General features: G+C 64.7%; 18 protein-coding genes and 2 pseudogenes. 6 read left to right on the top strand and 14 right to left on the bottom strand.

The genetic code is table 11. The annotated features are described in order from the left end of the window. Window positions 1–149 precede the first annotated feature (149 nt). From ACFQRE_RS10895 to ACFQRE_RS10885, 3 genes are all read left to right on the top strand, one after another. Window positions 150–959, top strand: coding sequence for a LytR/AlgR family response regulator transcription factor (locus ACFQRE_RS10895; RefSeq protein WP_380122114.1), 810 nt, complete (start codon window positions 150–152; stop codon window positions 957–959). A 71-nt stretch (window positions 960–1030) separates the two neighbouring features. After that, window positions 1031–1396: a DUF485 domain-containing protein gene (locus ACFQRE_RS10890; protein WP_380122112.1), complete on the top strand. Its 366-nt coding sequence runs from the start codon at window positions 1031–1033 to the stop codon at window positions 1394–1396. Further along, entirely contained in the window at window positions 1389–2921 is a 1533-nt protein-coding gene (locus tag ACFQRE_RS10885) for a sodium/solute symporter (RefSeq protein ID WP_380122110.1), read from the top strand. The genes ACFQRE_RS10890 and ACFQRE_RS10885 overlap by 8 nt, the downstream gene beginning before the upstream one ends. 77 nt (window positions 2922–2998) lie before the next feature. On the opposite strand, the gene ACFQRE_RS10880 is transcribed toward ACFQRE_RS10885, so the two are convergent. The 7 genes and pseudogenes from ACFQRE_RS10880 to ACFQRE_RS10850 form a co-directional block, all read right to left on the bottom strand. Then, a complete protein-coding gene (locus tag ACFQRE_RS10880) occupies window positions 2999–3529 on the bottom strand; it encodes a hypothetical protein (protein WP_380122108.1) in 531 nt (176 codons plus the stop codon). A gap of 9 nt (window positions 3530–3538) precedes the next feature. Further along, window positions 3539–4582 (bottom strand): DUF4238 domain-containing protein, encoded by a 1044-nt coding sequence (locus ACFQRE_RS10875; protein ID WP_380124240.1) that lies wholly within the window; start codon window positions 4580–4582, stop codon window positions 3539–3541. 112 nt (window positions 4583–4694) lie between these two features. Then, entirely contained in the window at window positions 4695–5471 is a 777-nt protein-coding gene (locus ACFQRE_RS10870) for a crotonase/enoyl-CoA hydratase family protein (RefSeq protein WP_380122106.1), read from the bottom strand. A 103-nt stretch (window positions 5472–5574) separates the two neighbouring features. Next, a pseudogene (locus ACFQRE_RS10865) lies at window positions 5575–5844 on the bottom strand (hypothetical protein). 46 nt (window positions 5845–5890) lie between these two features. Then, a pseudogene (locus ACFQRE_RS10860) lies at window positions 5891–6475 on the bottom strand (thiolase family protein); the annotation flags it as partial. Between the two features lie 15 nt (window positions 6476–6490). Next, entirely contained in the window at window positions 6491–7213 is a 723-nt protein-coding gene (locus ACFQRE_RS10855; RefSeq protein ID WP_380122104.1) for a hypothetical protein, read from the bottom strand. Further along, complete coding sequence (locus ACFQRE_RS10850; protein WP_380122102.1) at window positions 7210–7620, bottom strand: hypothetical protein; 411 nt, start codon at window positions 7618–7620, stop codon at window positions 7210–7212. Before ACFQRE_RS10850 ends, ACFQRE_RS10855 begins: the two co-directional genes overlap by 4 nt. Window positions 7621–7846: 226 nt before the next feature. On the opposite strand from ACFQRE_RS10850, the gene ACFQRE_RS10845 reads away from it, so the two are divergent. Beyond that, window positions 7847–8335: a heme-degrading domain-containing protein gene (locus ACFQRE_RS10845; protein ID WP_380122100.1), complete on the top strand. Its 489-nt coding sequence runs from the start codon at window positions 7847–7849 to the stop codon at window positions 8333–8335. A 140-nt stretch (window positions 8336–8475) separates the two neighbouring features. Here the strand turns inward: ACFQRE_RS10845 and ACFQRE_RS10840 are convergent, their stop codons facing one another. The 3 genes from ACFQRE_RS10840 to ACFQRE_RS10830 form a co-directional block, all read right to left on the bottom strand. Continuing rightward, a complete protein-coding gene (locus ACFQRE_RS10840; RefSeq protein WP_380122099.1) occupies window positions 8476–9684 on the bottom strand; it encodes a hypothetical protein in 1209 nt (402 codons plus the stop codon). A 199-nt stretch (window positions 9685–9883) separates the two neighbouring features. After that, entirely contained in the window at window positions 9884–10099 is a 216-nt protein-coding gene (locus ACFQRE_RS10835; protein ID WP_380122098.1) for a hypothetical protein, read from the bottom strand. 286 nt (window positions 10100–10385) lie between these two features. Further along, on the bottom strand, window positions 10386–11585 hold the full coding sequence (locus ACFQRE_RS10830) for a glycine C-acetyltransferase (RefSeq protein WP_380122096.1): 1200 nt from the start codon (window positions 11583–11585) through the stop codon (window positions 10386–10388). Window positions 11586–11870: 285 nt separating this feature from the next. On the opposite strand from ACFQRE_RS10830, the gene ACFQRE_RS10825 reads away from it, so the two are divergent. Further along, window positions 11871–12320 carry a hypothetical protein gene (locus tag ACFQRE_RS10825; RefSeq protein ID WP_380122094.1) on the top strand — a complete coding sequence of 150 codons (450 nt, stop codon included), beginning with the start codon at window positions 11871–11873 and terminating at the stop codon, window positions 12318–12320. A gap of 93 nt (window positions 12321–12413) precedes the next feature. Further along, the gene (locus tag ACFQRE_RS10820; RefSeq protein WP_380122092.1) at window positions 12414–12860 is read left to right on the top strand and encodes a DUF732 domain-containing protein; all 447 of its coding nucleotides are present in this window, start codon (window positions 12414–12416) and stop codon (window positions 12858–12860) included. 62 nt (window positions 12861–12922) lie between these two features. Here the strand turns inward: ACFQRE_RS10820 and ACFQRE_RS10815 are convergent, their stop codons facing one another. The 4 genes from ACFQRE_RS10815 to ACFQRE_RS10800 form a co-directional block, all read right to left on the bottom strand. Then, the gene (locus ACFQRE_RS10815; RefSeq protein ID WP_380122090.1) at window positions 12923–13765 is read right to left on the bottom strand and encodes a peptidoglycan-binding domain-containing protein; all 843 of its coding nucleotides are present in this window, start codon (window positions 13763–13765) and stop codon (window positions 12923–12925) included. A gap of 238 nt (window positions 13766–14003) precedes the next feature. Continuing rightward, a complete protein-coding gene (locus tag ACFQRE_RS10810; RefSeq protein ID WP_380122088.1) occupies window positions 14004–14873 on the bottom strand; it encodes an ABC transporter permease subunit in 870 nt (289 codons plus the stop codon). Beyond that, window positions 14870–15793 (bottom strand): ABC transporter ATP-binding protein, encoded by a 924-nt coding sequence (locus ACFQRE_RS10805; protein WP_380122086.1) that lies wholly within the window; start codon window positions 15791–15793, stop codon window positions 14870–14872. Before ACFQRE_RS10805 ends, ACFQRE_RS10810 begins: the two co-directional genes overlap by 4 nt. Beyond that, complete coding sequence (locus ACFQRE_RS10800) at window positions 15790–16077, bottom strand: SHOCT domain-containing protein (RefSeq protein WP_380122083.1); 288 nt, start codon at window positions 16075–16077, stop codon at window positions 15790–15792. The genes ACFQRE_RS10805 and ACFQRE_RS10800 overlap by 4 nt, the downstream gene beginning before the upstream one ends. Between the last annotated feature and the right edge of the window lie 127 nt (window positions 16078–16204).

Genomic DNA, 16204 nt, shown 5'->3' with positions numbered 1-16204 from the left:
GCATCTGGTCCGAAATGGCCAGCCCGCACAACTCGGACCTCGGCCAGCACCGGAGTGCCACGGCAGCGCGTGAGGGTTACCCCGATCTCAATCAAGGGAGGTCCTTCCGCTCAAGTTCCTGATGCTCCCGGCATGACTATTCTCGGTGCATGGCCAATGACGGCTCGCTGCGAGCCCTCGTCGTCGATGACGAGCTCCCCGCCCTCTCCGAGGTGCGGTTCCTGCTCGACTCCGATCCGCGGATCGGGTCGGTGCTCACGGCGACGAATGGCACCGAGGCGCTCCAGATGCTCGAGGCCCATGAGATCGACGTCATCTTCAGCGACATCTCGATGCCGGGCCTGGACGGGATGGCTCTGGGTCGGGTCCTCGCTCGCTTCGCCTCTCCCCCGCAGCTCGTCTTCGTCACTGCTCACGAAGAGCACGCCGTCGACGCCTTCGCCCTCGCTGCAACGGATTACGTGATGAAGCCCGTGCGCGGCGAACGTCTCGCTGAAGCCGTCCGTCGCGTCGTGGCCAAGCAGGACGAGGCGGGTATGCCGCCCGCTCTCGTGGGTGAGCCCGGCTCACCCTCCGCTGTGGTTGGGTCTTCGGGCGGTGGCTCAGGGGCGCCGGCGGAGGACGAGACGATCCCCGTCGAGCTCGGTGGCGTCACCCGCTTCATCACCCGGTCGCAGATCCGCTATGCGCAAGCTTCTGGCGACTACGCCCGGCTTCACACCGGCGACGGCAGCCATCTCGTGCGGATCCCCCTCGCCGTCCTCGAGGAGAAGTGGGCCGACCACGGCTTCATCCGGATCCACCGGTCCACCCTCGTGGCACTGCCGCACGTCACCGAGGTACGGATGGACCACGGACGGTGCTCGGTCGTCATCGGTGACGTCGAGCTGCAGGTGAGCAGGCGGCATACGCGACAGCTTCGGGACGTCCTGCTGAGGCGACCCGGCACGGCACACTGATGGCGCACGAGCGGTCCGGTGCGCCGCCGCGAGTGAGGATCACGAGTTCGCGGCGTTCGGCGGTTGCGGCGGTGACGGCGCACGCCAGGGTGCGCGCGAGCGACCTCGACGAACAGACCGAGCTCGGTGACGTCTACATCGACGGGTTGCGGCGGGCCCAGCTGCGGTTGGCGCTCACGGTGTTGGCGTTGATGGTGGCGGCGATCGGCGGGTTCCCGCTGCTGCTGACGCTCGTGCCGTCGACGCGGACGATGACCCTGGCGGGGGTGCCGTTCCCGTGGCTCGTGCTCGGGGTGCTCGTCTATCCAGCGACCTGGTTGCTGGCGCGAGCCTATGTGCGCCAGGCGGAGCGGATCGAGACGGAGTTCGCCGACATCGTCGCGCCCGTTCTGGACGGGCGCGGCGTCGGGGATGCGCAGGAGGGGCGTGATGGCTGACGCGTTCTCGATCATCGCCGTCGCGCTGGTGTGCCTGACGACGATGGTCGTGGGGGCGTGGGGGTTGCGGCTGTCGCGGCGGACCTCGGACTTCTATGTGGCCGGGCGGACGGTGTCGCCGCGGCTGAACGCGAGTGCGATCTCGGGTGAATACCTCTCTGCCGCTTCGTTTTTGGGCGTCGCCGGGCTGATCTATGACCAGGGCGTCGACCTGTTGTGGCTGCCGGTGGGCTACACGTTGGGCTACCTGGTGTTGTTGGTGATGGTCGCGGCGCCGATGCGTCGTTCGGGGGCGTACACGTTGCCCGACTTCGCCGAGGCGCGGTTGGGGTCGGTGTTCGTGCGGCGGCTGGCGGCGGTGCTCGTCGTGGCCATCGGCTGGATGTATCTCGTGCCCCAGTTCCAGGGCGCTTCGCTGGCGTTGCAGCTCGTGACGGGGGCGCCGCAGTGGGTGGGGTCGCTGCTGGTGGCTGTTGTCGTGGCCGTGGCCGTGGGCGCAGGTGGGATGCGGTCGATCACGTTCGTCCAGGCGATGCAGTACTGGATCAAGCTGACGTGTCTCGCGGTGCCGGCGTTTGTGTTGATTGCCTTGTGGCTGCGCTCTGGTGGGGGCGCGCCGGTCGTGTCGCCGTCGTGGTCGCTGCCGTTCCAGCCGCGGTCTGGCGAGGACCACCCGTTCTATCGGACGGGCTCGATGATGCTGGCGTTGTGCCTCGGGACGATGGGCCTGCCGCACGTGTTGGTGCGCTACTACACGAACCCCGATGGGGTGGCGGCGCGACGGACGACGGTGTCCGTCGTCGCGTTGCTGGGCGTCTTCTATCTGCTGCCGCCCGTGTATGCCGTCTTGGGCCGGTTGCATCTGCCGTCGCTGCCGGCCGGGGTGCGGTCCGACACGATCGTCCTGCAACTGCCTGCGCGGGTGGTGGATGGCATCGGTGGGGACGTGCTGACGGCGATGTTGGCGGGTGGGGCGTTTGCGGCCCTGTTGTCGACGGCGTCGGGGTTGGCGATGTCGGTGACGGGGGTGCTGCACCAGGAGTTCCTGAGGCCGCGACTGTCGCGGCTCACGGGTGGGGATGCGTTCGGCTTTGGTGGTTTCCGGGTGGCGGCGGTCGCGGCGGTGACGGTTCCGTTCATCGCGGCGCGGTTCGTCGAGCAGATCGGCATCGCGACGACTGTGGGATTCGCCTTCTCACTGGCGGCGGCAACGTTCGCGCCGCTGCTGATCCTCGGTGTCTGGTGGAAGGGGCTGAGTCGGGCCGGGGCGGTGGCCGGGCTGGTGGTCGGAGCACTGGCGGCGACGTCGGCTGCGGTGACGACCTATGCGGCTGGGCCTCTGGACGGTTGGGTCGGGGCGCTGCTGGCGAACCCCGCGGCCTGGTGCACCCCATTGGCCTTCGCGACAGCGATCCTCGTGTCGCTCGCCACGCCGTCCACGATCCCCCGCGACACAGCAAGGCTCATGGTCCGCCTCCACACCCCCGAGAAGGTCCACCTGGCCAGAAGCCGCCTCACCGACTAATACCCGTCGCTAGGGACGCGGACCTTGGCGAGTGGCACGTTGAAGGCCCTCGCCCGCGGGCCTTTGCTGTGCCGCACTCACCCGGCGACGATGACTCGGCCCGGCCGCCGGACGACCAACTTCTCGTCGAGGTTCCATTCGTCGGCACCACTCCGGCAAACGATGCTAACCCAGAAGGTCGGCAACGCGTGTGCTGAGCCCACGCTCAAGATGAAGCGGCCGCGATGCCCCAACGGGACAGCGCCCAGGTCGGCTGAGTCTGACCAGTCGGTGCCGACAAGGGCCACCGGGTACTTGATGCCGTCCTCCGTGACAGGGCGGTGGACGATAACAGAGTCAAGATCTTCAGGCGCCGTACACCTCAGAGAGAAGATCACCGCCGTTTCGCCGTTGCTGGCACGGCCTTCTCGCATGACGGTCAGTTGCGGCGTTCGAGCCCGGCGGTCCTCTGCTGCGCCGCAACTGCAGAGGTCTCCGAAGCTGCGGCCGATCGCGCGGAGACCTCTGCCGATTTGTCTGCGGCATCGGCTGAACGCTTGGCGTACCAAGCTGACAGACGACACCAGTAGGGCCAGGCTGGCGATGGCGGCGGCCATGACTTCAAGCATGCGGACACGCTATGGCCTGTCGACAACCATCGCTTCAGTTTCGACTACTCCGGGGTGGGCCATGATGACCTCCGACAGGTCCTGACCGATGCGATGAAAAACGAATCGATGGGCGCCCGCGATCTGCGACCTATTTAACGTAGCGACAGCTTCCCGGTTGGCCCTCGCGTATCCAGTCTTCGGTCCCATTGAAATCAATAGATCGGGTGCGAGGGGAAAGACAATGCTGTGTGCATCATCGATCGCCATTCGATCTCTTGCCGCGCGTCGGTCGTCCCCTGACCGTGCGAGCACGACGGGATTGTCAGTGATCACGAGGTCATTGCTGGGCGCCCGGATGATCTCGACACCCCAGGATTCAAATCTCTCCAGTGCCTGGTCGTAGAACTGCTCGATACGAATGCGGGCGTATGCGCCGCTCCCTGTGAGGACGTCAACGCCGGTTGCGGCAGCATGCTCAACCAATTCGAGCCGCTCCTCCCTCGACGGGGATCGACCCAGCCGTGGCCGTAGTTCGGCTGAGATGCGTGACGATTCCCGCTCGGCAAGTTGCTGGACGACACGGTCGCGAATGCGTGGCCAGGTCTGTTCCACGACGTTGCGCGTACTGATGGAGCGAGCGAAGTGCAGGGCTACAACTCGCCGGAGAACCTGGATCTGGTCGGGCTGAGTCAGGATCCTCTCGCTGCGGGCAGCTTCCAATGCGGAAGGAATCAGCGTTTCCGTGAGGCCCCAGATTTGCTCAGTCTTAAGGCTGTCGACACGAATGAAGTTCTTCTCAATCGCGGCGTCTGCAGTGCCAACCTTGCGCGCCGTCCCGGTCAGGAGGTCCACCATGGTGACCTGCGGAGCATGCGACTTTCCCGTTGTGAAGTTGCCGAGCACTGCCCGGCTTACGACGTGCTGCCGTTTTACCCGTGGCCCTGCGTTCTCATAGACAGCCTCAGCTCGCTCGAAAGTGTCTTCCGCGCTTCGGTGTGCCGGTCGGCTCTTAGGGGGGTTCAACTCTGTCAATGTAAGACCTCCAGCCTTCTCGCGTGAGCCTAGCGGCACCACGCCCGAGCCAACGCTGAGTTGCAAGTGCGCAGTCACCGCGACGCCGTGGTTCGGCTCAATACCTCTGCAAAGTCAGCCGGCCCGAAGCCACCTCAGCGACTCCGGCTGACTAGTTGCCGGACCAAGCTGGTTCGCGCTTCTCGATGAAGGCGCGGGCGCCTTCGGCTGCATCGCTCGAGGTGCGTATCGGGGCTACGTGGTCCTGCTGTCTTGCGAACTTCTCTTCCACGGTCCAGTCGACCGAGTTGACCATGACCTTCTTCGACACGGCCAACGCGAGCGGGGCGTTCTTGGCGATCGCCTCGGCGAGTTCCAGGGCCACTTCGAGCGTGCGACCCGCCGCTGCCACGCGGTTGACTAGGTGGAGCTCAGTAGCCTCAGCAGCCGGAAGCATTCGGCCGGTAAGCACCAGTTCCATGGTAAAGGAGTACAGGACGCGATTCTGCAGCCGCAACAAGCCGCCGCCGTTCGCGGTTAGCCCACGCTTGACCTCGGGTAGGCCGAACGTCGCATTCTCGGCCGCCACGATGAGGTCGCAGGCGAACGCGATCTCGAACCCGCCACCTAGGGCGAACCCCTCGACCGCAGCGATGACCGACTTGACCGGCGGGCGCGCCACGATCCCGGCGAAGCCCCAACCCGGAACGGTGGGGATCTTCCCACGAGCGAACCCCTTGAGGTCCATGCCGGCACAGAACGTACCGCCAGCGCCTCTGATGACGCAGACGCTCATCGACGGTGTGGCATCGAACCCGTCGAGGGCCCCAGCGAGCGCCTCCGCCAACTGCAGTATCATCGCGTTCTTCGACTGAGGACGGTTCAGAGTCAGCACAAGCACCCGGCCTCGCTCCTCAACGAGTAGGGGCGCTTCCTCCACATGCGTCATGACCCGAGTCGCAGGTTCTCGTAGATCGTCGCGTTCGCTATGCCGCTGCCCTCGCACATGGTGTGCAGGCCGTACCGGATCTCGTCGCGGACCATGCGATGAATCAGGGTGTCGCAAGGCGAGCACCCGACCCGCCGAGCGGGTGACCCAGGGCGATGGCGCCGCCATCGGGGTTCACGAGGGAACGGTCTGCGCCGGCTTCCTTTAGTCAGGCTGCGACGACACTGGCGAAGGCCTCCTTCATCTCGAAAGTGCCGATGTCCGCCAGCGACACCCCAGCCTGCTTCAGCGCCTTCGCGGTCGCCGGAGCAGGCGCCCCGAGCATCGCCACGGGGTCGTCTCCAACCACCGTCGCCGCATGGCCCCGAACCAGCGGAGTCAGCCCGGCTCAGCGCAGCCCGCTCACTCGTCGTCACAAAGACAGCGCTGGAGCCGTCAGAGATCTGCGACGCGTTGCCGGCCGTGACGACACCGTCCTCACGGAACACCGGGTCGAGGTCGCCGAGCTTCTCCATCGTGGACTCGTGACGGATGCCCTTATCCGAACCGAACACCCCAGCCGCAATGGCGATCGGCGCGATCTCGGCATCGAAGTGCCCTGCACCCTGCGCAGCCGCAGCCGCAGCACGAGCGTGCGACTCAAGAGACAACTCGTCCAACCACTGGCGCAACAACTCATAGCGCGACGCGAAGATCTCCGCACCCAACCCTTGGTTGAGCTCGACTCCCCCATAGCGCGACAGCAACTGCTCAGAGAACGGGTCGCCAGGACCGCTGCGACGAGCCGTTCCCAGCGGGATGCGCTTTATGTTCTCGACACCACCTGCGACGACGACGTCGCTCTGCCCGAAGATGACCGTGGCGGCGGCGAAGTGGATGGCCTTCTGGCTCGACCCGCACTGGTGCTCGATGGTCGTGCCGGGGCACGGACTCGGGCAAGCCTGCCGACAACACGGCGTTGCGGCCGATATTGCTGGCCTGCTCGGCGGCGGCGCCGAGACCAACGTTCCTCCTACGTACTAATCCCTCTTGGATACACTCGCGCGAAGTCGGTTAGCCTCAAGGATCCCGCGTGTCAATTCTGGCGTGGTTACCAACTTGCCGTGCACCATTCGATTCCGGAGGTCAACAATGGAGCGGAGCGTCTCGCGATCTTCGTCACCCAGGACATCCGATCGTCTGGCGACGAGCACTGGGTTTGTCGCGGCGGCCGCTGTTTCCCCGAGGTGGCGAGCGTTGAAGTCGCGCAGCGACAGTTCGAGGGCGACATACGAAGCGAGGAAGTGACTTTGAATATCGCGGGCCTCACCGCCGCTGCCTCCACCTCGAGATGATGATCGGCGACGACGGATCAGGTCTCCATAGAACCAACTCAGTGCAGCACCCAGCAAACCAGTGATGGCCGTAGCGACTCCGACGAGTTGCTGTGTTTGGAGGTTTTCCAAATTTGGGGCAAACCAAAGCGCGATCCCTATTAGAGCCGCCACGCCGAACACGACCGAGTAGATGCGCAGCAGGAGCCCGAGGCGGTCCCCTCCCTGCAGGTGTTGCCAGGCGTATTCAGGCATTTCAGCGGCGGACATTACATCTCGAACTGTGATTTCGCGTGCCAGACCACCTTGCGACTCCTCGGCTGACTGGCGGGCGCGCCTGAGCAGATCGGAGCGAACATCGGCTACCAACTCCTCCATCGCCTGAGCAGCAGCTGCGGTCAGAGGGACACGTTCGTCCAGGTGGCTCATGTTCGCTCACCTCCGACTAGATCCCAGATGGTTCCGCCCAAAGCAATGGCGACGGCGACAACGAACAGGATGATCCCCCACGTCTCCTTGAGGTTGTTTGTGGCGACGCCCACGAGGATCAGGGCGACCGCCACCACGATGCGCCAGATGATTTCACCGGGTTTCCGCTTTCGCTGGGTGCGGTAAGCACGCCGGAGCAGACGATCTGCATCGGTCACCATCGAACTGGTGTACTCGGCGTCATCTCCACCACCAGTTCGCTGCGCTGCCTCAAGCCTCTCTACTTCTTCAAGGAGATCGTTTGCGTACCGCTCCGCACACCTATGAAACTCGTCGGATGGGGGGCTTCCGGAATCAAGCCCGGGTATCTGCGTTCTATCGATCGCGACGCGGGGGGCTTTCGCCATGGTCCGCCACCTCCCGTGCTTCTTCGTGTGGGAGTCACTGTGCCATGGGAAACGCCTGCAATGTGAGCGAATCTGGGGGACAAGCACATGGGGTGAGCAGTGGCCTGACGGAGCCACGCGCCGACTCGCGCCTCGACACCACTGGCCTCGCCAGGCGACTTGACACACAATCGTGGCGGAACACAAGGACGCTGACCTAGCGACCCACGAGCAGAGGCGGACCAGCATGGCAGCACCGGACTCTTGGCCAACTCTGGAACAACTGCTTCAGGAGGAGTCAGAGATCGTCCTTCCGACCCTGTCGGAAAACTTTGCGTACAACCTTGGCAGACGGGCGACGGACGCCGCTTGGAACGAGGGGCTCACAGTGGTGGTCGGCATATGGAGAGGCGAGCACCAGCTGTTCCATGCTGCCCTCCCGGGCTCGACCCAAGACAACGACGAATGGTTGCGGCGAAAGGGCCGAGTCGTCCAGCGCTTCGAACACTCGTCTCTCTATATGGGTCAACTTTGTAGGGACTATGGCACCAATATGTCCGAAAAGTTCATGCTTCCGAGCTCGCAGTACGCGATGCACGGAGGTGCCATCCCGCTTCGTGTTCACGATGCTGGTGTCGTCGGCTGGATGGGCGTCTCCGGACTACCTCAACTAGACGACCATACGTTCGCGGTGCGCATCCTCCGGGCGGAGCTTGGCGAAACGATCACGGAATAGGTGCACAGCGAGGTTAGAACTCAACGAAGTAGGGGCATGGTCCCGATCACCTGAATTGCGCTTCAATGTAGCCAAGCGAGCATGGGCCATTCTCTGCCTACTCGGCTCGACCACTTAATGGCGCACTGGGCCGCCCTGTGCTATCCACCGGTGACGGGAAGGGCATTCGCGCGCAGGATCTGCATGTACGTACGGTCGCCATGCCGAGCTTCCCAGGCTCCCTGAATGTGAGCCGTAAGCACCGGAAGGTCAGTCATGACCGTGCTGGGCCACAGGTTCGGGTTGTAGGTCACAACACGAAGCAGGTGGTCGACGTCGAAGATGGGATTCGTCCCTATGGCCTTGACCAACACTGTGGGCTTCTGCTCAGCGATTCGGATGCCGAGCTCGAACAGAACGTTCGGGTTGTGTTCTGTGAGATCGACAAGCACGAGGTCCGCGTCAAGCAAATCATTGACAATGGTCGCTTGGATCACATCCGATCCCTGCCGTCGAGCCGTCGTGGCCCTGAGACCGGCCGCCTCGATTGCCGGTACGAAGAGTGAGGCGTAGACCTCGCTAAAGAACCCAGTCGCATAGTCATCGCTTTTCTCGCTGAAAGGCATTGCAACGAAGCAGGTAGGCCTTACATCTGCTCCGCTTTGACCACTCTCCTTTTCATGTGCAACTAGGGCACCGACTCCATTCATCGGGTCGCCTACAATCGCGGACACTCTGGGGCCGGGCCCGACAACACTCCGCCGCGCGACTTTCCCATCCCAGTTCGCACCGATTCCAACGTACCTGCAGTTCTTCTTGAAGAATTCAAGAAACTCTTCATGAACACGGGGATCCAGCGCGAACTGAGTTTGGAGCGTATTTTTAACGAATTCTTCCTCCGGGAGATTGCTGCCTCCGTAGTGCTCGGCCACTCCCTTGAACTTGTCCACACTGAGGAAGGCCTCGAGCTTCGCATCATCAGCATCCTGCGGTGTGTTGGGAAACACAGCCTTGCGCCCGAGGTCAGTCAACGAGATGAACTGAGCGTCACGCGTGCCTTCTGTAAGGCCGAAGTCGCGAGCAGCCTGAGTTAGGTAGAAGAACGAACTCCCTGTGCCCATGCCGAGAGCCTTGGCTACTTGATCGGGGGGCCATGGCTTCCCGTTGTTCCCTGTCTTGATCGCAACGGCGACCTTCATACCGTCCTCGAGTGTTCGTCGGGGGTACGGTCGGGTCACAGCAGGTGCTTTCCTCCGCCCCGATCCCGACGGCTGCACGTCCGTCGCGTCGGGTAGGTCGAGTGGGTCAGTGACCGCTTCGCCGTTCGGAAGTTCATCCATACCGCTCTCGGACTCAGGCAGATTAGCCATGTTCCCCCCTTGAACCAGATAGTAGGTAGGAAATACCGTACGCCGCGTTGTCGTGCCCCGTGTGGAATCGTATTATCCGCGAATTACCCCGAGACCTCGGCGACTTCTGAGCACGGCAAGGGCGCAGCCCATCCGGGGGTGGCCAGACCGAGCGCGTGCTATCTGTGGCTAGATGATCTTCTGTTCGTATGACCCTTGGTCAACCCAGTTTGAAGCGGTCCAACGCCGCTCGGGCGTCTTCACGAACGGTTGGGTCATCGCTGTCGGCGAGCTCCGTCAGGGCAGCGACGGCCGCCTCCATCGCGCCTGTTTCCAGGATCAGTTGACGCACTTGCTCAGCAGGCAGGTCATCCAAAACACGCTTGGCGTCCTCAAGGGCCTGCTCTTCCTCGGACATTTCGCCGTGATCGTCCATGCTTCAGCGTACTCAGAACACGTCCCAACGTGGCCACGAAGTGACTCGAAGGCCCACGCCAGCAGATTCGAGGGCCACCGATCTACGAAACTGGAACCGCCACGGCCGAATCGCCCCGCCTGAGGCGAATCAACTATTCATGATGCGCAGCCAAGGACTCTTCGCTGTGCATAACTGACTACGACATCCCAACAAAGACAACTCCGCCGTTCCGCACGCCACGGTCGAAGATCTGGTCAGCGCGTCGATCACGACATATCGAGATGAGCCCGGCGTCTTCCACCAGCTACACGCGGCGCCGTACCTCGCTTGCTGTTACGAACGCGTCGACGCAGCGACGCACGTCTTCCTCAGAGTGCGCAGCGCTGAGCTGCACCCGGATCCGCGCCTTGCCGCGCGGCACCACCGGGAACGAGAACGGGATGACATAGACCCCGTCAGCCAGCATCCGGTCAGCCACCTCAGCCGCCAGCCGCGCACCGTCCTCACCCGGGAACATCACCGGCGTGATCGGGTGCGACCCCGGTAGCAGCTCAAACCCAGCCGCCGTCATCAGCTCACGGAACAGCGTCGTGTTCGCCACCAACTGCTCCCGTGCCTCTGACGACGAGTCCACCAGTTCCAGCGCCTTCAACGACCCCGCGACAACACCAGGCGCCACCGAGTTCGAGAACAGGTACGGCCGCGAGCGCTGACGCAGCAGATCCACGATCTCTTGGTGCGCCGCGACATAGCCACCACTAGCCCCACCCAGTGCCTTGCCCAGCGTCCCCGTCACGATGTCGACGCGGTCCTGCACGCCGAACAGCTCAGGCGTACCCCGCCCGTTCGGCCCGACGAACCCCACTGCGTGCGAGTCATCAACGAGCACCATGGCCTCGAACTCATCCGCCAGATCGCAGATCTCATCGAGCGGCGCAAAGAACCCGTCCATCGAGAACACGCCATCCGTCACGATGACCTTGCGCCGAGCCCCAGCCGCGACCGCCGCCTCGAGCTGAATCCGCAGATCCGCCATGTTGGCGTTTTTGTAGCGATACCGAGCAGCCTTCGACAGCCGCACCCCATCGATGATCGACGCGTGGTTCAGCTCGTCACTGATGATCGCGTCCTCCGCGCCGAACAGCACCTCGAACACTCCCCCATTGGCGTCGAAGCACGACGAATACAGGATCGTCGCCTCCGTCCCGAGGAACGTGCTCAGCGCCCGCTCGAGCACCGAGTGCTGCGTCTGCGTGCCACAGATGAACCGCACCGACGCCATCCCGAAGCCCCACTCGTCGAGCGCCTTCTTCGACGCCTCGACGACCTCCGGGTGGTCCGCGAACCCCAGGTAGTTGTTCGCGCAGAAGTTCAGCGCCTGACCACCGCTCGTCCCCACGTGCGACGACTGCGGCGTGGTCAGCTCACGCTCGCTCTTCCACAACCCCGCGTCCTTGATCTCGACCAACGTCGCAGCCAGCTCGTCCCGCACAGATCCGTACACGGCATACCTCTCGCTTGTTCGTCGAAGACGGAAGCCAGCGTATGCCGTCCGCTCACCTGGCCGAAGGCAGCCTTGGCCTCGATTGGCGCTCGGCCGGGTTGGCACGATGCGGCGATTGCTGGTGGGATCCCCATCGCGCGACCCAAAGTGGTCCGAGACCGAGCAGTAGTCCTATGTGCCCAAATGGGGCATTCATTGGTAGCTCTTTACGGTCCTTGCCGCACTAGTGACCGGGCGAGATGATGCGCAGATCCAATAGGGGTATCTCACGATGAGGAGATTGCAATGGGCGCAATTCGGGAACTGTTCCTCAACGAAGGGCAAGAAGACAACACGGTGGTCACTGCGCCGGCATTCAGCATCACGAAGGTGATGGCGGTCGTCGCGCCACTCGTCACGGCCTTGGTCGCGTGGGCGACGTCCCAACTGAAAAGTGTGAACTTCACCAGCGGAAACGTCACTGCCCTCATCGCCGCACTCGTCGGCTTCCTCGCCCTGACGGGCGCCGCGGATGTCATCGCGCGTGGACTCGCGACGTCGGCAGAGAAGGCGGCCACCGGCAGAGGACGATGGGTGCAATTCAACAAGCCTCTGGCAGGCCGCCTGGAGTTGGCGGGTGCAGACGAATCCGTGTCGGTTGTCGCAGCCTCCGATGCCAAGCCACCAGAGTTCCTTTGTCTGCGTGAAGACAAGACACTGACGTGGGAGCCAGGATCCAAGATTTCGTTCACGTGACGCGGTTCGAGCCGACTGGGTAATCCACGCATGTATGCCGTCCGCTCACCTCCTCCGGTCGCGTGCGACGCCTCCGGTGGCTACCTTCGACGGATGCTGACTTTCCGAAAGCCCGCGACCCTTCTCATCGGTGCCGCCATGGCACTCGCCCTGACCGCCTGTGGCTCCGAGTCCTCCGACGGCGACGCGGGTTCGACGCCCTCGACGACCACCAGCCCCAGCGGTCCGGCGACCTCGACTGGCACGACGCCCGAGCCCGGCAACAGCGGCATCGTCCCCGACGCGACGTGGGCCGGCATCTTCAAGAGGGCCGTCCCGCCGCTCGCCAGCAAGAGCGACAAAGAGGTCGCGACGGCAGCCAGGAAGGTCTGCTCCGACTTCGAGGCCGCGCCCACCAAGGAGACAGCCAAGACGATCCTCCAAGGCGCTCAGTCAGGCCTCGGGCTCGACGCCACCCAGGCCCAGATCTTCGCCACGGGTGCCATCACGCACTTCTGCACGGGCCAGAGCGGCGCCTGGACCACAGCCGCCATTGGCTAGCCCTTTTGGGCCTCGGCGGTGCCCCTGGCCTCCGCCGAAGCCCACAAGGAGTAGGAGGGCCGTCAGTCGAAGATGGCCAAGGTGAGGGTGTGCCACGTGTTCGGGCCGACGATGCCGTCGGACGGCGGGGCGAACATCGTCTGGTAGTTGCGAACAGCCGCATCCGTCGCGGGTCCGAACGACCCGTCGACCGTCAGACCGCCGGGCACCAAGGTCTGGACCGCCTTGACCGCTTCACCCTTGTCGCCGAGCTTGACCGTCACGACCAGGGCCGGCCAGTCGAGCTGGCCCAGGGTCGAGCTGATGAAGGTCGCCCGCAAGGTCTGCTGGAAGGCATTCACCGCCGCGCCACTCGCGGGACCGAAGTTGCCGTCGGCCGCGATCGTCGCGCCCTTCGCGCGCAGCAGGTGCTGGGCCGCGAGCACCCGCCAGTTCGTGGCCTGGGTGGCGCCTTGCTTGACCAGAGGCCACGGGCGCGAGCCCGGCGCAAAGGTGCTGAGGAACGACCACGTCTCTTGGCCCGCATTGCCGTCCATCGTCAGTCCCCATGACCGCTGGACGCTCTTGACCCGGGCCGTCGTGGTCGGTCCGTAGGACCCGTCGACCACAAGCGGATCGTCGCCGGGTGAGGAGAGCAGCCCGAATTGCTGGACAGCACGCACCGCATCACCCGTGGACCCGCCGTGCGTCGGGACGACGAGCTTGGCCCAGGTCACCGGTCCGACGCTGCCGTCAGCAGTCAGACCCGCAGCCGTCTGGAAGGCGATCACCGCGGCCCGCGTCGCAGGCCCGAACGACCCGTCCGTGGCGACAGCATGTCCGCGTGCCTTGAGCAGGTACTGGATCCCCGACACCGCCTGCGACACCGCGCCCAAACTGGCTGTTCTCCACGGATTCACGTTCATGGCACGCTCCTGCCTCATGGACCCGCACAGGCGTGGGGCCTCTACCCACCAAGAGTCCCCAGTCTGCTCCCAGATACCTCGAGCGGTGGCGCGATCAGAAGCACTGCGTCATGCAGAACTCGTGTCACCACACTGCCCAACCCAACCGACTTCGTGCCCCGTACGGACACGATCCGTCGGCCGAAGGCCTCCTTCACGTGTCCGTACGGGGCACGAAGTCGCAAGTGTCACCAGGGGGTCAGGCGACGTCGCGGCGGCTGGTGACGAACGCTGCTGCGACCACCGCCACCACCACGTAGGCGAACACCGTCACCAGCCCACGACTGCCGTCGACGAGCGTGTTCACACCCGGTGCGCCCTCGCCGCCGTTGCTCGGCAGGATCGACCCGAGGAGCGAACCCGAGTTCACCCCGGGCAGCACGTCGCGCAGGCCAGCCAAGGACGTCAGCGTCGAACGCGACACCGCGGTGATGAGGTTCTCGATCGCGAGGATCCACACGACCCCGAGCCCGATCGGCATCGCGACGGCCCGCAGGAACGCACCGAGCGCAGCCCCGATGGCGCCCCACATCGCGACGATGACCCATCCTGCCCCGAGCCCGGAAGCCAGGTCACCGATCGACGGCCAGACGAGCGACTGCCCCTCGGCAAGCCCCACGACGACGGCCGAGGCCGCACCCGTGAGGGTCAACACGACGACACCAACTCCGACCGCCACGACAACCGCCAGCACCTGCCCGATCGCCACCGTGGCATGCCCCGGCCGCTGGGTCAGCAACGTCTTCAACGTCCCGCCCGTGTGCTCCGAACCCGTCACGAGAGCCCCGAGCACCAACGCCAGCGCGCCGACGAACACCGCGAAAGCGCCCACCGTGTTGGCGAGGAGTGCCGACGGCATCATCCCCGCGAGCAACTGCTCCGGCGTCGACCCACCGTCGGCGAAGTCACCGGTCGTGTCGCCCCGATACGCGAAGTAGGGGATGACGTAGGCAAAGATTTGGTTGAGCGTCACAGCGGTGCCGAGCAGTGCCCACGCCGCCGGACGGCGAGCCAGTTTGGACAGCTCCGCACGGGTCACGGCCCCGAGGCCGGCAAGTGTCGTGTTCATGACGTGCTCCTTGAGAGTTCCGGCTCACGGTGCTGGGCACCGGTGAGGTCGAAGAAGATGTCCTCGAGCTCGCGCTCCTTGCGTCGTAGCCCGGTGAGCGAGACGCCCGCGCCAACCAGCGCTGACGCAACCGCCGCTGTATGCCGTGTGGGCACGTCCACGAGCAGCCCACCTCCCGCGTCGCGCACCGACGCCACCTCTGGCAGCGACTCCAACGTGCGCCGGGCTACGTCCTTGGGGTGAGCGATCACCTCGAGGTCGGCCTGGCCCCGAAGCTCCTCGACTGATGCATCCGCCACGACACGTCCTCGGTCGATGACCGCAACGCGCGAGCAGATCGCCTGGACCTCACTCATGAGGTGGCTCGACAGGATGACCGTCCGCCCCTCACGTCCGAGCGACTGCACGAGCGCACGCATGTCGCGCATCCCCTGCGGGTCAAGGCCATTCGTCGGCTCGTCGAGGATCACGAGCTCCGGATCCTTGAGCAGGGCAGCGGCCACACCGAGGCGCTGCTTCATGCCGAGCGAGTACTTCGAGAACTTGTCGCCGGCCCGGTCGGTCAACCCGACCGTCTCGAGAGCCGGGGCGACCGCGGAACGGGAGACACCGGCATACCGGGCAATGATCTCGAGATTCGCGCGGCCGGTGAGATACGGATAGAGACCCGGGCCCTCGACGAGCGCGCCCACCCGAGCCAACGAGTCCGGGTGCCCAGGCGCTCGTCCGAGGACGAGCGCCCGACCGGACGTCGGCGAGACGAGACCGAGCAACATGCGCAGGGTCGTCGTCTTGCCGGCGCCGTTGGGACCAAGGAAGCCGAAGACTTCGCCGGCCCGGACCTCGAGACTCACGTCATCGACTGCGGCCAGGTCGCCGTAGCGCTTCGTGAGTCCGTGGACTTCGACGACGTTGGTCATGACTGCTGCCCGCGGCGGAGGACGGCGCGGCGAGCCTCGTACTCCTGCTCGTCGATCTCTCCAACTGCGAAGCGCTCGGCGAGCTTGGACTCACCGGCGCGCGAACCCTCGGCGGCCTGGAAGCGGCGCCAGCGACGCATGCCTCCGAAGCGGGCCGCCGTGATGAGTCCGGCGATGACGATGAACCAGAAGATCGGGAAGAGGATGAACCACGGACCGGGTCCGCCGTTCCACCGGTCGTCGTGGATGGGGAGGGCTGCAGCGGTGTTGATGAGGGTGTTCATGATCGCTCCTGGATCGAAGGGTTGAGCTGACACCTCGATCCTTCGCGGCGCGCGCCTCCACCGAATCCCCCAGCGGGCGACACCTCACGGCCTCCCGTGGGCGTACGGGTCAACCCTGAGACACACC

It is taken from the genome of Knoellia pratensis, from assembly GCF_042666395.1.
In the GTDB taxonomy this organism is placed as follows: domain Bacteria; phylum Actinomycetota; class Actinomycetes; order Actinomycetales; family Dermatophilaceae; genus Knoellia; species Knoellia pratensis.
Note: the sequence above shows the minus strand (reverse complement) of the source record. Positions and strands in the feature narration are given on the sequence as shown.

Bases quoted from the DNA above. Each gene is read 5' to 3' on its own strand.
- ACFQRE_RS10800 (WP_380122083.1), bottom strand. From the start codon at position 16,077: ATGAACACCCTCATCAACACCGCTGCAGCCCTCCCCATCCACGACGAC.
- ACFQRE_RS10885 (WP_380122110.1), top strand. From the start codon at position 1,389: ATGGCTGACGCGTTCTCGATCATCGCCGTCGCGCTGGTGTGCCTGACG.
- ACFQRE_RS10840 (WP_380122099.1), bottom strand. From the start codon at position 9,684: ATGGCTAATCTGCCTGAGTCCGAGAGCGGTATGGATGAACTTCCGAAC.
- ACFQRE_RS10845 (WP_380122100.1), top strand. From the start codon at position 7,847: ATGGCAGCACCGGACTCTTGGCCAACTCTGGAACAACTGCTTCAGGAG.
- ACFQRE_RS10895 (WP_380122114.1), top strand. From the start codon at position 150: ATGGCCAATGACGGCTCGCTGCGAGCCCTCGTCGTCGATGACGAGCTC.
- ACFQRE_RS10825 (WP_380122094.1), top strand. From the start codon at position 11,871: ATGGGCGCAATTCGGGAACTGTTCCTCAACGAAGGGCAAGAAGACAAC.
- ACFQRE_RS10810 (WP_380122088.1), bottom strand. From the start codon at position 14,873: ATGAACACGACACTTGCCGGCCTCGGGGCCGTGACCCGTGCGGAGCTG.
- ACFQRE_RS10850 (WP_380122102.1), bottom strand. From the start codon at position 7,620: ATGGCGAAAGCCCCCCGCGTCGCGATCGATAGAACGCAGATACCCGGG.
- ACFQRE_RS10805 (WP_380122086.1), bottom strand. From the start codon at position 15,793: ATGACCAACGTCGTCGAAGTCCACGGACTCACGAAGCGCTACGGCGAC.
- ACFQRE_RS10855 (WP_380122104.1), bottom strand. From the start codon at position 7,213: ATGAGCCACCTGGACGAACGTGTCCCTCTGACCGCAGCTGCTGCTCAG.
- ACFQRE_RS10835 (WP_380122098.1), bottom strand. From the start codon at position 10,099: ATGGACGATCACGGCGAAATGTCCGAGGAAGAGCAGGCCCTTGAGGAC.
- ACFQRE_RS10870 (WP_380122106.1), bottom strand. From the start codon at position 5,471: ATGACGCATGTGGAGGAAGCGCCCCTACTCGTTGAGGAGCGAGGCCGG.
- ACFQRE_RS10815 (WP_380122090.1), bottom strand. From the start codon at position 13,765: ATGAACGTGAATCCGTGGAGAACAGCCAGTTTGGGCGCGGTGTCGCAG.
- ACFQRE_RS10820 (WP_380122092.1), top strand. From the start codon at position 12,414: ATGCTGACTTTCCGAAAGCCCGCGACCCTTCTCATCGGTGCCGCCATG.
- ACFQRE_RS10880 (WP_380122108.1), bottom strand. From the start codon at position 3,529: ATGCTTGAAGTCATGGCCGCCGCCATCGCCAGCCTGGCCCTACTGGTG.